The following is a 12,730-nucleotide window of genomic DNA, read 5'->3' on the forward strand; positions in this document are numbered from 1 at the left end:
TGACGCCCGGCGAGGTGCTGCTTCCATCCTCAAACCTTTGAATCAGCTCCACCTACTGATCTGGGAGTCCTGAAATGTCTCGCCGAATTCGTGCCGAGCTGAGCCTCTTGTCAGCCGTGGTGCTCCTTTCTGCCACTGCCTGTTCATCAAGCGACTCCGACGCCGGACAACCCCAACAACCCCAACAACCCCCGCAGTCGTCCAAGCACAGCCCGGCAGCAGAGACCGCACCCGCCGATGCCGTCGAGCCCCTGGTGGAGCGCGCTCCGGATCTGGACGCGACCGAGACTGTCGCCGCCCGCCAAGGCAGGACGAACGGGAACCGCAGCATCGAATTCAGCAAAGGAAAAAAGGGCGATGCGCTGATCGTCGCAGTGCGTTGCCAGGGCAAGGGAAAGCTCGATGTCACGGTGCGGCCTGTGCAGGTCTCTTTTTCGCTGGACTGTCTCGCCGGTGAAGTGAGCACCACCTACAACCAGGTCGGTGTCACAGGAGTGGAACGCGGCGGCACTGTTTCCGTCGAAGCGCCCTCGGCTGTGAGCTGGTCCATGACGATTGGTCGTGGAGAGCCGGCATCCGCAGAGCCGCCCGCGTCCGACGACACGGAGTAGCGGGCCATCGGCCATCGGCTATCAGGGACGCCGATGTCTCGGCGCGTCGTCATCGCGTAGCCCAGCGATGTGCCGACGGCACCGCCGTACGATCCACCGCGAGGTCGACCGCGACGTAGCGGCCGCACCTGCCCGCCGCCTGCGTGAGCGGGACCTGAGCGTAGGGCCTTGGCCACCCACGCCGTCGGGTATCCGGCAGGCTGCCCGGTCGGCGTGTCCGACCAGTCCATGGTCACCACGAACACGTCTGTGCCCGCGAAGAGTTCGACGAGGATCGTGTTGTCCCGGTCCAGCACGATCGCGTACTCGTACTCGTACTCCGGGTAGCGCCCCGAGCCGGGGAGGCCAGGGACCGGTACGGCAGGGCGTGCAGATGCAGATCGCGCTCCGGGTCCCACTGGATGCGAGCGGGCGCGCGCTTCAGCTGACGCTGCCAAGTGGCACGGCCGGGGTGCCGCGCTCACAGACCACATCCGGGGCAGTTGGCTGCGGAGGTGGCGGGCCCACTCCGGTTACATCGACACCTTGTCCCATCGCGCGTCCACGCTCCATGCGGCCTCACCTGAAGCGAAGTCGGCGAAGATCGTTGCTACTTGATCCTTCTCGCTCAGCACACACCGGTAGTGCCGGTCCGGCGAACCATCCCGGTGTTCGACGGCGAATCCGCTTGCGGACAGGCCTGCGTTCGGCCCTTGTCCGACCTGGAGGTAGCGGCCCAGCCGCTTCTCCAGAATCAAGAACCAGTTCTCCGCGGACAAACGGCGTACGGCACGTTCGATCACATCAAGGTCCGGGTCCTCGACCTTCAACCCAACACACGGCTGAAGACTCAATGCATCTGCCCCGCGCAGCGCGGGCGGAAGGTGAAGCACCTCCGCCTGCGGGTCGAAACAGACCAGTCCATGGCGGCCGGCGAGGGCCACCACATCGGGCGCGGTCTCACTGGCCCGACTCCACGACATGGCCATGAGCAGATGAGCGGCAGAGACGTCGAGGCCTGCCGTCCACGGCGACGCCGCCACCTGCCGACAGCCGTCCCCGGCAGACGAAAGTTCGGGGAATTCCATGATCAGCGCCTGATGGAACGCAGCCACGGCCTCGCTCGCGACAACTCCCGCCCCTGCGAGGTCGCTGGCACACAGCCGGTCGTACTTCCCGGCGGCGTCAGAGGCCGAGACCCGCTCGGGTTCGAACCACACCGCAAGATCAAAGCTCACGTCGTCCCATCCGCCGATGCCCGCCTTCGAACGGGACCGAGCCTATGGCGGACCACTGACAACGCCGGCGCCCCTCGACTCGTGCTCACCGCTGTGCCGGCCCGTGACTGAGCGTCTGACCAGGAGGCCCACGTCAAGCCGCGTTCAGAGCCTCATACGCCGCAGTCCCATCTCTTCGATGCGTCGCCGGTGCGGCAGCGTGTCCGGTGTGTGAGGCCTCAGTGACTGCCGCTCCCACCACCACAGCTGAAGGCGCCGCCCGAGCCGGCGTCCGAGTCGGAACCGGAACCGGAGTCGGAGTCGTGGTCCAGGGCCTTGCCCATGCGGATCAGAGCCCGGCCCAGACCGGGCGGGACCGGCCGCGCGCTGACAACGCCGCGTCGGACCAGGCCGTCCGGGAGGACAGCGGGACCACCGAAGATGTAGTCCGGCAAACCCTCGCCCTGTTCGGCCGCCCGCAGTTGCCGTCTGCCCAGCCGCGTCAGCCGGTGCCGAGACCCCGTCACCAGGCTCAGCGCAGCAAGTCGGCAGGCGATCTCCTGCACCTCCGGGGAGCGTTGCAGAGCGGCGAGTACAAAGGTGGCGCTCCTGTTGCGCGGACACGCGGCGATCAGGGCACGCTCGACCGGGTGCCGAGGCAGCGCCTCACTCACGGCCCGCACTCGTGAACCGCTGAGCTTCAGCAGGCCGCAATCGGACAGCGCGATCATCGCGCTTTCCACCACCCTCTGTGTCCCGCCTGCCAGGAAGGCGACGTCGTAGGCGTCCAGGACCCCGGGCTCCTCCATCGCCGAAGCGGACCGCCGAAACCCAATTCCCATACCGAGCCCCCTTCGGACAGCTTGCCTGCCCGCAGTGTCGCCCGGCAGAAGAGCGCACAACCCTGTCCCCTGCCACTTCAGAGCAACAGTTGAGCTTTCCGGTTGGGGAAGGAGAGCAAGGCGTACGCCGAATGCGCCTGGCCGCTCTCCAGAGGAGATCAAGCCCCGTCAGCATTGGGCACGTAGCACTTGAGGACAGTCAGGACCACCAGCGGTACCGGACCGAGCGGCCACGGCCCGGCGAGGCCTCAGGAGCAGACGAGGCGGGACAGTGAGACCCACGACAAGCCGCGTTCACAAACCTCTTGCGGTACTGCTCTCCTGCGCTTCAAGAAGTTCGTCACCGTGCTCGAGCGCCCAGCGTCCGAGCGCCATCATCGGGCCCTCGACCAGGCTCTGCCCCAAGCCGGTCAGGGCGTAGTCGACGCGCGGTGGCGCCTCGGCGTGTGCCTGGCGCTCGATCAGTCCGTCCGCGAGCAGACGGTGCAAGGAGTCGGTCAAGACTTTGTCGCTGATGCCACCGATCGCGGCGCGCAGCTCGCGGCGTCGGTGAGGTCCCACTCGAAGAGCCGCCAACACAACGGGATCCCAGGTGTGAGCGAAAAGATCGGTGGCCGCGCGCAAACGGCAATCGGCGACCAACTCATAGCAGTGGGCGTCGTGATCAGTCATCTCGTCGCCCATCATCGCGCGTCCGTCACACACCGATCGGTGCATTACGCCTTCCCTACCGTAACCACCCAACCGACCGCTACGGGAAAGGCACAGACGGATGCGCATCGGGATCCTGGGAACAGGAACACTGGCGGCGGCCCTGGGTGAGGGCTGGGCACGTGCAGGACATGAGGTGGCGGTCGGCGGACGGTCGCAGGCCAAGGCGGAGAAGCTTGCTGAGCGGCTGGGCCACGGAGTACTCGCCGTCGCGCCGCGTGAGGCGGCCGCCGGGCGCGATGCGGTACTGCTCGCCGTGTCCTGGGATGGCGTCGAGGACATGATGGGATCGGTGGGCGCATCCGACGGCGTACTCAAGGGGACGCCGTTGATCGATCCCACGAACGCTGTCACGCATGGTGTCGGCACTCTGCTCACCGAACACGGCGAGTCGATGGCGGGGCGGATCGCCGGGCTTGCTCCGGGCGCCCGGGTCGTGAAGGCGTTCCATCTCTTTCCAGCCGCCCAGTGGATCAGCCCACCCGATGGCGCCCGACCCCGTGTAACGGTGGCGATGTGCGGCGACGACGCGACGGCACTGCACGTCGTCGGCGAACTGGTCCGTGACGTCGGTGGGACCCCGGCGACTCTGGGGGCGCTGGATCGCGTCCGCCAGTTGGAGGAGGTGGCGGGTTTCGTCATCGGTTTGGCCTTCGCAGGCTTCGACCCCAACTCCGCCGTCCCTCAAGTCCCCTCAATCGACAGGCGCACCAGCTCACAGAAGTAGCCGTACCTCTCGTGCGCCCGGCGATATGCCCCGAACGGGGCTGTGAACGCGGCTTGATGACCCACGTAAACCCGCGTTCGTAGTCCTTTTTGCGTTAGGGAGCATATGTGGGTCGTGATCAATCTGCGAGTTTTGCCTGCGTGGCGGGGCCTGGACAGGTACACCTTCTTGGGTGACTCGCGTGCAACTGACTGATTCAGAGTGGGAGTTCATCGAGTCGTATCTGCCGATCGGCGAGTACGGCCCGTACCCCGAGCGGCTGAGGCAACAGTTCGAGGGCGTGATCTGGCGGTTCAAAACGGGCGGGCAGTGGCGGGAGATGCCGACGGAGTTCGGCGTCTGGTCGACCGTCCACAACTGCTTCCGGCAGTGGCGTGACGCCGGAGTCTTCGAAGCCCTGATGGAGGGCGTGATCGCACAGGCCGCGAAGCGGGGCGAGGTGGACCTGTCCTTGGTCAGCATCGACTCCACCACCGCGCGGGCCCATCACGATGCGGCCGGCATGCACCTGGACGAGGACGTCCTCACCGCTATGGAGAAGGCTGCAGCCGAGGCGGAGAAGGCCAGGTCAAAGGGGGCGACCGCGACGAACAAACCGGGCAGCGGACCGAAAGCAACCCTCAGCGGGAAGAGCGACGACGCATCCGGCGACGGCGCGAACTCCGGCTGAAGGCCGCCCTCCTCGGACGCTCCAGGGGCGGGCAGACCAGCAGGATCCATGTTGCCGGCGACCGGAAGTGCCGCCCGCTGGCTTTCATCCTGACCGCGGGGCAGGCCGCTGACAGTCCGCAGTTCATCCCGGTACTGAAGAAGATACGGGTCCGCAGGCCCGTCGGCCGTCCTCACGCCCGGCCCGACGCGGTCGCCGGTGACAAGGCATACTCGTCCCGCGGCAACCGCGCCCACCTGCGCAAACGCCGCATCAAGGCGGTCATCCCGGAGAAGAAGGACCAGGCCGCCAACCGGAAGAACAAGGGCAGCAAGGGCGGCAGGCCCGTCAGCCACGACGCCGACCTCTACAAAGAGCGGAACACCGTCGAGCGTCTGACCAACAGGTTGAAAGCCTGGCGAGGCATCGCCACCCGCTACGACAAGACCCCCGACAGCTACCTCGCCGGCCTCCACCTGCGCGCCTCGATGATCTGGCTCAGAGAACTCACCCGGACCACCTGGTGATCGAACCACATACGCTCCCTAGCGCCCGTGACGCCGTCGACGGCTTCGCGTATCAGGTCCGCGTGACCGTTGTGACGGGCGTACTCCTCGATCATGTGGATCAGGATCCAGCGCAGGGACACACTGTCCTCGCCGAGGACGGCGGCGTTCTCCTCCGACAGCCTGCCGGGGGCGTCGAGCGGAGCGTACGATCAGCTCACGGCTGCGTTCCACCTCCGCCTGCCAGGTCGCCAGCGCCTCCTCGAGGGTCCGGTCCGGGTCGAGGGTGAATCCGAACCCGCCGTGGTCCCCGAACAGCAGCGCCACGTCCTCGTCGGCGAACACGCGGCTGAACCAGTTCCGCTCGATCTCCGCCATGTGCTGGATTAGGCCGATCATCGTCATGGACGAGGGCACTACGGCCGTCCTGCGCGCCTGCGTGTCATCGAGGCCCGCGCACTTCAGCGCCACAGTGGACCGGTGGAAGTCCAGCCAGGCCGTCAGCACGGTGCGTTCGTCGGCGTGCGCGGGCGGGACCGGGCGTCCGTCGGGTGTGGCCGTCATGTACGGCACCTTGGCACACGCCACTGACACCGGTCCCGGGCCACGTGGGCACGGGGTTCCGGCCGCCTCGTATGCTGCGCGGATGAGCGATCAGAGGATGAACGCGCCCGTGGCGGGCGGCGTCGGGGACACGGCCGGGGCCGGAGTGCCCGCTCCAGGTGGGCAGCGCACGGGAAGGAGCGCCGGGGCGTCCGTACTCGCCACGCTCTGGGTGCTGCTGGTCGCCTGGGGGATCGCCGCCGGCAACACCGGACTCGCCTACGTCACGCTGGGCATGGACTTCATCCCGATCGCGGCGGGCGTGCTCGGCTGCCTGGTCTTCGTGATCGTGCTGCGGCTGCTCCACAGGGCGTGGTGGCTCGCAGTCCTCTCCGTGGTCCCCGCGCTCTTCATTCTCGTCGGGTCCGTCCAGTACGCACCCGAGGCGGCGCTCGACCGACGTGGCGTCCGCGAGACCGTCACGATCACCGCGGACAGCGCGGCGGGAACGGCGAGCAAGAACCACCGGTTCACACTGGTCGGGCCGGGCGGTGAACTCGACGAGACCCTCGAGTACCGGGGGAGCAACCCCGGTTACCGGGTGGGCGACCGCATCGAGATCCTCCGCGACCCGGAAGGCGCCGTCCCGCTGGAGGACGCCGTGGACGTCGACCCCGAGGGCAGGCTCGGCGGCCTCGTCACGGGAGTCGCCGCATGGACGGGCATGACGCTGCTCGCGGGCTGGCGCGGCCATGTGCGCCGACGGGAGAACCGCCGGGCGTGGAGCGGCACGATCTAGGAAGGCACGGGCGACGGGGGCCCCGTGCGGGACAGGGACTTGGGGACGGCGCCGGCGCAGCCCATCTCGCCGGCCTCCACCTGCGCGCCTCGATGATCCGGCTCAGAGAACTCACCGGACCACCTGGTGATCGCAACCACATACGCTCCCTAGTCGTTGACCGTGGCTGGAGTCGCCAGCATCACCTTCACGCCAGCCTCCTTGAGCGCCGCGAGGGTCGCATCATCCGACGACGCGTTGGTCACTACCGTATGCAGGTCTTCTGGGCCGCAGATCTTCACCATGCCCGTTCCCGGGAACTTGCCTTGATCGACGAGAAGCACAACCTTGTCACTGGCAGCGATCATGGCGCGCCGTGCGGGCACCTCGGCGACCGTGGTGTCCATGACCTGCCCACCGGGACGGACGCCGCAAGCGCCCATGAACAGCCAGTCAGCGTGCACTTGGCGGAGATTGTCCTCGGCCATGAAACCGTCCAGCGAGCGCGACTCGCGTATGACCATCCCGCCGAGCAGCATCAGGTCAATGCTGTCCTCTTCGGCGAGTTCCTCGTAGACGACGAGATTGTTGGTGATCACAGTGAGTCGGCGTCCGTGCAGTTGGCGTGCCAGCCGGTAGACCGTTGTGCCGGAGTCGAGGATGATCGACTGGCCATCCTCAATCGTCGTCGCCGCGTGGGCAGCTATCGCGTCCTTGGCGGTCACCCGAACCTCGGCGGCCTCGATGAAGGGCGGATAGGGCTCCTCGATGACCGCACCCCCATGAACACGGGTGAGCAGCCCGACCTCCTCCAGTTTGAGGAGGTCACGGCGGATCGTCGCAGCGCTGACATTCAGCCGACCAGAGAGGTCGGCCACCGTGGCGGCGCCCCCGGAGCGCAGGGCCTGCAAGATGAGCTGGTGTCGTCGTTCAGCCAGCACGAAACGAGACACTACACGTCACCTTCAAGGCCAACCTGCCTATGTTCACTGGCAGTTGAGGACTCTGCGCGGGGCCATGGAGCGCATTTCGCACCCGGCCCGCACAGCGCCGCACCGGCGACAGGGATGACGGCCGCGAACATCACCGCAGCTGGGGTCAGACGGGTAGACCCACGTCATCCGGTCCCGCTTCCACGTGGTGGGGAACCGGCTCTCTCGGACGGCGGGCACGCCGATCTCCGGGGAGTAGGCCTGGTAGACGGTGACCGTGGATGGTGTGTAGACCGCTCGGATCCCGCGGTCGGGTTCTTCCATGGTCTACACCCTGGGTCCGGGAGGCGTGTGCGACCACTGATTTTCGACGGGCGGTCCCTTGGTGCGCGAGGTTGCCGTGGCGCGGTGTGACGTCCGTCGGCAACCGGGGACCGCCGGGCCGGTTGGGCGGGTACGGAATCGCCCGGGCCCTTCGTGCGTTGTGCGGAGTGGACATGGGATGCCGGTGGTGTGCGAACCGATGATCCCGAGTGACCGAGCTGACAGTTATCAGAGGGGGACGCAGTGGCTGCGCAGACGCAGAGGGCCGTGCTGGCGGGCGGATGCTTCTGGGGGATGGAGGACCTGATCCGCCGGCTCCCGGGCGTGACGGCGACCCGGGTCGGATACACCGGCGGGGATGTGCCGAACGCGACGTACCGTAACCACGGCACGCACGCGGAGGCCATTGAGATCCTCTTCGACCCCGCGGGGACCGATTTCCGTACGCTCCTGGAGTTCTTCTTCCAGATCCACGACCCGAGCACCAAGAACCGCCAGGGCAACGACATCGGCCTCAGCTACCGCTCGGCGATCTACTACGTGGATGACGAGCAGAAGCGGATCGCCGAGGACACGATCGCGGATGTGGACGCCTCCGGGCTGTGGCCGGGCAAAGTCGTCACCGAGGTGGAGCCGGTCGGCCCCTTCTGGGAGGCCGAACCCGAGCACCAGGACTACCTGCTGCGTTACCCGGACGGCTACACCTGCCACTTCCCGCGCCCGGGATGGCGGCTGCCGGCCCGCGCGGAGGGCTGACCGCGAGGCGGCCCGGCGGAGGGCGGAGGCTGTCTGGCCGAAGCTCTGCAGCCGGGCCTGCTTGCGTCGGCCGACCAGCCGGTGGCTGTGTCACGCCGAGTGCTGCTTCGAGCCCAGGCAGGTTGTGCGGGCGTGCTCGACAGGCCGGCGGCTCGGCGGGCGCCGTGCCGATCACAGTGCGTCGAACGGGGGCACGATGCGGACGACGATGATCAACGGGTCGCGTGGTGCCACCAGGAAGTAAAATCAGCCTCCGGCGGCGTCCATGCGGCGCAGGCCTCCTGGACGTGGTCCGTTGCCGACATCGCTCAGGCGATGCCCATACCGGCAAGGTCGACGAGTTGGTCGGCCAGACGTTCCACTTCCGCCGCGACATGAACGGGGATGCCACCCACCACGTGGTTGCGATCGGGGTCGTACTCCCAGTGCCAGTCCCCGCTCACCGGGCCGGGATGCCGATGGCTGCGCGGGCTTCATCCAGGATCCGCCCGATTTCAGATGCGGCCTGCCGTGCCTGGTCAGCATCGCCCGACTCAACCGTGTCTTCCCAGCGGCGGAAATCTACTGCCAGGTCGGGCTGGCGCTGGACGTGCACGTAGACCGCCCACTGGGCGACGAACCGCTGGAGCGGCGACAGGTCCGAGCCTTGCGGGACTGGTCGGCTGCCTGGTCCAGTTCCCGGGTGAAGGCCGGTAGGGCGGCAGGCTCGATCTGCCGGATCGCCTGCCGCAGCGCGGCAACCGTGGCAGGAGGCTGGGGGGATGAGCGGTTGCCCGGCGGCGGAGGTGGTCATGGCTACTCCTATGGGCGCGATTCTGATCCCAAGCGTCAGCGTATCGGGCGCGAGCGCTCACCCACCGCTCGAATGAGTGAGGCAGAAGCGATTCGGCGAGCTGCCCGAACGGGCGCGAGGAGAGAAAGGCGCTCAGTGGCAGGCGGGACCACTTCCGACGCGGCAGAGCCGCCGTCGACTCCACGGGCTCCGCGCCCGTCCCGCGCTCGTCCGTCGTTCTCGCAGTGGGTGATGCGTCGTCCACCGGCCCTGAGACGGTCTACCTGTCCGTGGCTTCCGGGGCTGGAGGGACCCCGCCGGGCAGGACTCCCCCAGTTCGTCCCGAATGGGTCATCCAGCTTGACGCCCGTCCCCCCGATCCCGCAGTACCCCGCCGTCTTCTGGGTTTGAAGCGGTGATCTCGGCTGCGGCGAGGCGTGCTTCCTCGCGCGCGACCTGGTTGGGGGTGGTTGAGGAGGGCTCGATCGCCGGGAGGGCCTTGGGGTCGTGCGTGGGGTTCCATCGACGGCATGGCAGCCGCCAGCGGTTTGACGAGGTCAAGGGGCAGGCTGTGGTGGTTGAACGCCTCGCTGACCGCGTTCAGATTTGGCAGCAGTGCCTTGACCTGGCTGCCCGCTGCCCGTCAGATGGCGGAGCCGGCGGCCCGCAGCTCCCGTACCAGAGCGCGCACGACGGCGGAGCCGGCGAGCTCCGGGGTGGTCACATAGCCGACACGGCGCGTCGGGCGCTCCGGACCGAGATCGGTGATCTCGATCGAGTCCGTTGCTCCGACCAGGGAGAGCGCGGGCATAATCGCCATTCCGTGCCCCCCGCTCACGAGCGAGAGCACTGCTCCGTCGTCCTCGGCCTCGATCGTGGCCCTCGGGATCCAGTCCTGCGCGCCCCACCAGTCGCGGGTGTAAGAGCCGCAGTTCTCGACCCAGTCGACCAGCGGCAGCGAGCGCGGAGCCGGGTGTCCGGCCGGATGCACCAGGGAGTAGCTCTCTTCGAAGAGTCCGCTCGCCACCAGTCCCGCCGGCAGCTGCGCTCCGTCCAAGGTGGCAATGGCAAGATCCGACCGCCCGTCGGCCACCTCGCCCGCCGTGCCGCGCCCGAGCTCGCGGACGATCCGCACCTGCGGCTCGATCCCGGGATACCGCGCGCGCAGCCGCTGCAGGACCGGCGGCAGCAGGTGCAACGCGGTGCTGCGGAAGGCCGCGATCCGCAGCGGGCCCTCCGGCCCCTGCGTCGCCTCGGACCGGGCGGCTTGCCGCGCCTCGGCGACGAGCACGTCCAGCAGCCGCAGGGTACGGCGCGCATGCGCCACAGCCTTCTCCCCCGCCGGAGTGGGTCTCGCACCGCTGCGGCCGCGTTCGAACAGAACGGCGCCGATCTTGCGCTCGCTGCCGCGCACCGAGTGAGAGACCGCGGACTGTGTTAGGCCGAGTGCCTCGGCCCCGGCCGAGAAGCCGCCGGCGTCCGCAACCGCCACCAGGATGCGCAGTTCATGCGGAGCGAGATCGGTGTCGGTCGTGCGGGCCACAGGGCGCTCACCTCGAGGTATGAGAACTGCTCATGGAACAGGGCGTCACATGAGCCCAACCGCCTGCCCGAGGGCTCCATTCCCGTCCTACGGTCCCGTCATGACCGAGAACGCGATCACCGTCCAGCAGACCGCCCGCCCCCACGGTTTCCCCACCACCAATGATTTCGTCTTCGTCGAGTCCGCGATTCCCGATCCTGCGGTCGGCACCGCGCTCGTGGAGAACCTCTACTGGTCCGTCGACCCGTACCACCGCGAGATGATGGACGACGTGCCCGGCGGCTTCGCGCTCCACACACCGCTCGAGGGCCGGAGCCTCGGGCGCGTCGTCGCCTCGCGGACGCCGGAGCTGCCCGAGGGCGAGATCGTGTTCCACCGGCAGGGCTGGCGCACGCACTCCGTGGTCCGACCCGAGGAGATCCGCAAACTCCCCCGCTTCGGCGGGGTCCCCCTGACGGCGTACCTGAGCGTCCTCGGCGGCACCGGACTGACCGCCTACGTGGGCCTCACCCGCATCGCCCGGCTCCGCGAGGGCGACGACCTCTTCGTCTCCGCCGCAGCCGGCGGCGTCGGCACGGCCACTGGCCGGTTCGCCCGGCTGCTGGGCGCCGGCCGACTCGTGGGCAGCGCGGGCTCGGCGGCCAAGGTCGACCACCTGACCCGGGAGGTGGGCTACGACGCGGCGTTCGACTACCATGACGGCCTCGCCGCTGAACTGCTCGCCAAGGCTGCACCGGACGGCATCGACGTCTTCGTCGACAACGTCGGCGGCGAACAACTGGCCGCCGCGGTGGGCGCACTGCGCGAGTTCGGGCGCATCGTCCGGATCGGCACCATCAGCCGCTACAACACCCCGGACGCGCCCCCGCCGCACTTCAACTACTCGGACATCGTGGAGAAGAGCCTCCGCATGGAGGGCTTCCTGGTCAGCAACTACCGCGATCTGCAGGACGAGCTGTACGAGTTCGCGGTCCCCCATCTGCAGAGCGGCCGGCTAGCGCTGGACCAGACGGTGGTGGACGGGTTCGAGCACATCGTGGACGCATTCCTGGGCATGCTGCACGGCAAGAACACCGGAAAGATCATCGTGCGGGACCCCGCGTAGGCCTGGTCCGGCCGTCGCGCGCGTGCCGCATCACTTCGGCGGCCGCGCACCGAAGCCAGGCTTGCCAGGTCAGATCAGAGCGGATTCCCGGACCCTGGTGGCGGGCTCGTTGACGGTCAGGCGGGCCGTATCGGCGTCCAGGCCGGTGCCGCGTAGAAGATCGCCGAGCATCGCTGCGGCGTCCCGTCGGTCCGGTTCGCGGTCGGTCAGGGCTTCGCGTGCAGCGAACATGTCCTTCATGCGGCCGCCTCGGACCGCTCGACCAGGACGCCGTTCTCAAACTTGGCCCCGGAGCGGACCAGGGCGACGAGGGAGGCCCCGGTAATCGCGCGCCGGCGAGCCTGGGCGGACTCGACCAGCTTGAACACCATCGCCAGGGCGGCTGCCGGGCTGCCGGCCCCGCGGGTGACCTTGGTCCGAAGCTTCACGGTGGAGAAAGCCGACTCGATGGGGTTCGTGGTCTTCAGATGGATCCAGTGCTCGGCGGGGAAGTCGTAGAACGCCAGCAGTTCCTCCGCATCGTCGGTGATCTTCGCGACGGCCTTGGGCCACTTCGCGCCATACGCCCTCTCGAACGCGGTGACCGCCTTCTCTCGCCCCGGGCTGTGCAGACTTCGGCAGCGCGTTCGTGATGTTCCGGGTTTTGTGAACCCAACACCTCTGGTGCCTGGCCTGCGGAAACACCTCCGCCAGCGCCCTCCACAGGCCCATCGCGCCGTCGCCGACCACGAGCAT

General features: G+C 68.2%; 12 protein-coding genes and 7 pseudogenes. 7 read left to right on the forward strand and 12 right to left on the reverse strand.

Features of this window, described 5'->3' with window-relative positions:
- Window positions 1-74: 74 nt before the first annotated feature.
- Together AB0I18_RS00930 and AB0I18_RS00935 are read left to right on the forward strand one after the other, a co-directional pair.
- On the forward strand, window positions 75-611 hold the full coding sequence (locus AB0I18_RS00930; RefSeq protein WP_363103178.1) for a hypothetical protein: 537 nt from the start codon (window positions 75-77) through the stop codon (window positions 609-611).
- Window positions 612-779: 168 nt separating this feature from the next.
- The gene (locus tag AB0I18_RS00935) at window positions 780-938 is read left to right on the forward strand and encodes a hypothetical protein (RefSeq protein ID WP_363103179.1); all 159 of its coding nucleotides are present in this window, start codon (window positions 780-782) and stop codon (window positions 936-938) included.
- A 19-nt stretch (window positions 939-957) separates the two neighbouring features.
- Here AB0I18_RS00935 and AB0I18_RS00940 read toward each other — a convergent pair.
- The 4 genes and pseudogenes from AB0I18_RS00940 to AB0I18_RS00955 form a co-directional block, all read right to left on the reverse strand.
- Window positions 958-1,065 (reverse strand): annotated as a pseudogene (locus AB0I18_RS00940) (DUF4291 family protein); the annotation flags it as partial.
- A gap of 58 nt (window positions 1,066-1,123) precedes the next feature.
- Window positions 1,124-1,828, reverse strand: a complete 705-nt coding sequence (locus tag AB0I18_RS00945) for a hypothetical protein (protein ID WP_363103180.1) — start codon at window positions 1,826-1,828, stop codon at window positions 1,124-1,126.
- A 218-nt stretch (window positions 1,829-2,046) separates the two neighbouring features.
- A complete protein-coding gene (locus tag AB0I18_RS00950; RefSeq protein WP_363103181.1) occupies window positions 2,047-2,616 on the reverse strand; it encodes a TIGR04222 domain-containing membrane protein in 570 nt (189 codons plus the stop codon).
- 327 nt (window positions 2,617-2,943) lie between these two features.
- Window positions 2,944-3,336, reverse strand: coding sequence for a helix-turn-helix domain-containing protein (locus AB0I18_RS00955; protein WP_363103182.1), 393 nt, complete (start codon window positions 3,334-3,336; stop codon window positions 2,944-2,946).
- Window positions 3,337-3,418: 82 nt separating this feature from the next.
- Here AB0I18_RS00955 and AB0I18_RS00960 point away from each other — a divergent pair.
- Window positions 3,419-4,087 (forward strand): annotated as a pseudogene (locus AB0I18_RS00960) (NAD(P)-binding domain-containing protein); the annotation flags it as partial.
- Window positions 4,088-4,259: 172 nt separating this feature from the next.
- A pseudogene (locus AB0I18_RS00965) lies at window positions 4,260-5,263 on the forward strand (IS5 family transposase).
- Between the two features lie 20 nt (window positions 5,264-5,283).
- On the opposite strand, the pseudogene AB0I18_RS00970 reads toward AB0I18_RS00965, so the two are convergent.
- A pseudogene (locus tag AB0I18_RS00970) lies at window positions 5,284-5,806 on the reverse strand (DinB family protein); the annotation flags it as partial.
- Between the two features lie 82 nt (window positions 5,807-5,888).
- Here AB0I18_RS00970 and AB0I18_RS00975 point away from each other — a divergent pair.
- Window positions 5,889-6,584 carry a hypothetical protein gene (locus AB0I18_RS00975; protein ID WP_363103183.1) on the forward strand — a complete coding sequence of 232 codons (696 nt, stop codon included), beginning with the start codon at window positions 5,889-5,891 and terminating at the stop codon, window positions 6,582-6,584.
- A gap of 149 nt (window positions 6,585-6,733) precedes the next feature.
- Here the strand turns inward: AB0I18_RS00975 and AB0I18_RS00980 are convergent, their stop codons facing one another.
- Both AB0I18_RS00980 and AB0I18_RS00985 read right to left on the reverse strand, forming a co-directional pair.
- Entirely contained in the window at window positions 6,734-7,504 is a 771-nt protein-coding gene (locus AB0I18_RS00980) for a DeoR/GlpR family DNA-binding transcription regulator (protein WP_363103207.1), read from the reverse strand.
- A 159-nt stretch (window positions 7,505-7,663) separates the two neighbouring features.
- Window positions 7,664-7,819 (reverse strand): annotated as a pseudogene (locus tag AB0I18_RS00985) (DUF4291 family protein); the annotation flags it as partial.
- A gap of 243 nt (window positions 7,820-8,062) precedes the next feature.
- On the opposite strand from AB0I18_RS00985, the gene msrA reads away from it, so the two are divergent.
- The gene (msrA, locus tag AB0I18_RS00990) at window positions 8,063-8,575 is read left to right on the forward strand and encodes a peptide-methionine (S)-S-oxide reductase MsrA (protein ID WP_363103184.1); all 513 of its coding nucleotides are present in this window, start codon (window positions 8,063-8,065) and stop codon (window positions 8,573-8,575) included.
- Window positions 8,576-8,883: 308 nt separating this feature from the next.
- Here the strand turns inward: msrA and AB0I18_RS00995 are convergent, their stop codons facing one another.
- The 3 genes and pseudogenes from AB0I18_RS00995 to AB0I18_RS01005 form a co-directional block, all read right to left on the reverse strand.
- Window positions 8,884-9,018 (reverse strand): hypothetical protein, encoded by a 135-nt coding sequence (locus tag AB0I18_RS00995; protein WP_363103185.1) that lies wholly within the window; start codon window positions 9,016-9,018, stop codon window positions 8,884-8,886.
- Window positions 9,015-9,368, reverse strand: a pseudogene (locus AB0I18_RS01000) (DUF6247 family protein). The gene AB0I18_RS00995 and the pseudogene AB0I18_RS01000 overlap by 4 nt, the downstream one beginning before the upstream one ends.
- A 622-nt stretch (window positions 9,369-9,990) precedes the next feature.
- On the reverse strand, window positions 9,991-10,890 hold the full coding sequence (locus AB0I18_RS01005; RefSeq protein ID WP_363103186.1) for a LysR family transcriptional regulator: 900 nt from the start codon (window positions 10,888-10,890) through the stop codon (window positions 9,991-9,993).
- A 100-nt stretch (window positions 10,891-10,990) separates the two neighbouring features.
- Between AB0I18_RS01005 and AB0I18_RS01010 the strand changes: the two genes are divergently transcribed.
- Entirely contained in the window at window positions 10,991-11,995 is a 1,005-nt protein-coding gene (locus AB0I18_RS01010) for an NADP-dependent oxidoreductase (RefSeq protein ID WP_363103187.1), read from the forward strand.
- 69 nt (window positions 11,996-12,064) lie between these two features.
- Here AB0I18_RS01010 and AB0I18_RS01015 read toward each other — a convergent pair whose 3' ends face one another.
- Both AB0I18_RS01015 and AB0I18_RS01020 read right to left on the reverse strand, forming a co-directional pair.
- Complete coding sequence (locus AB0I18_RS01015; RefSeq protein ID WP_356693562.1) at window positions 12,065-12,235, reverse strand: hypothetical protein; 171 nt, start codon at window positions 12,233-12,235, stop codon at window positions 12,065-12,067.
- Window positions 12,232-12,730: pseudogene (locus tag AB0I18_RS01020) on the reverse strand (transposase); the annotation flags it as partial. The pseudogene AB0I18_RS01020 and the gene AB0I18_RS01015, both read right to left, overlap by 4 nt.

Source organism: Streptomyces sp. NPDC050704 (assembly GCF_040654355.1).
In the GTDB taxonomy this organism is placed as follows: domain Bacteria; phylum Actinomycetota; class Actinomycetes; order Streptomycetales; family Streptomycetaceae; genus Streptomyces.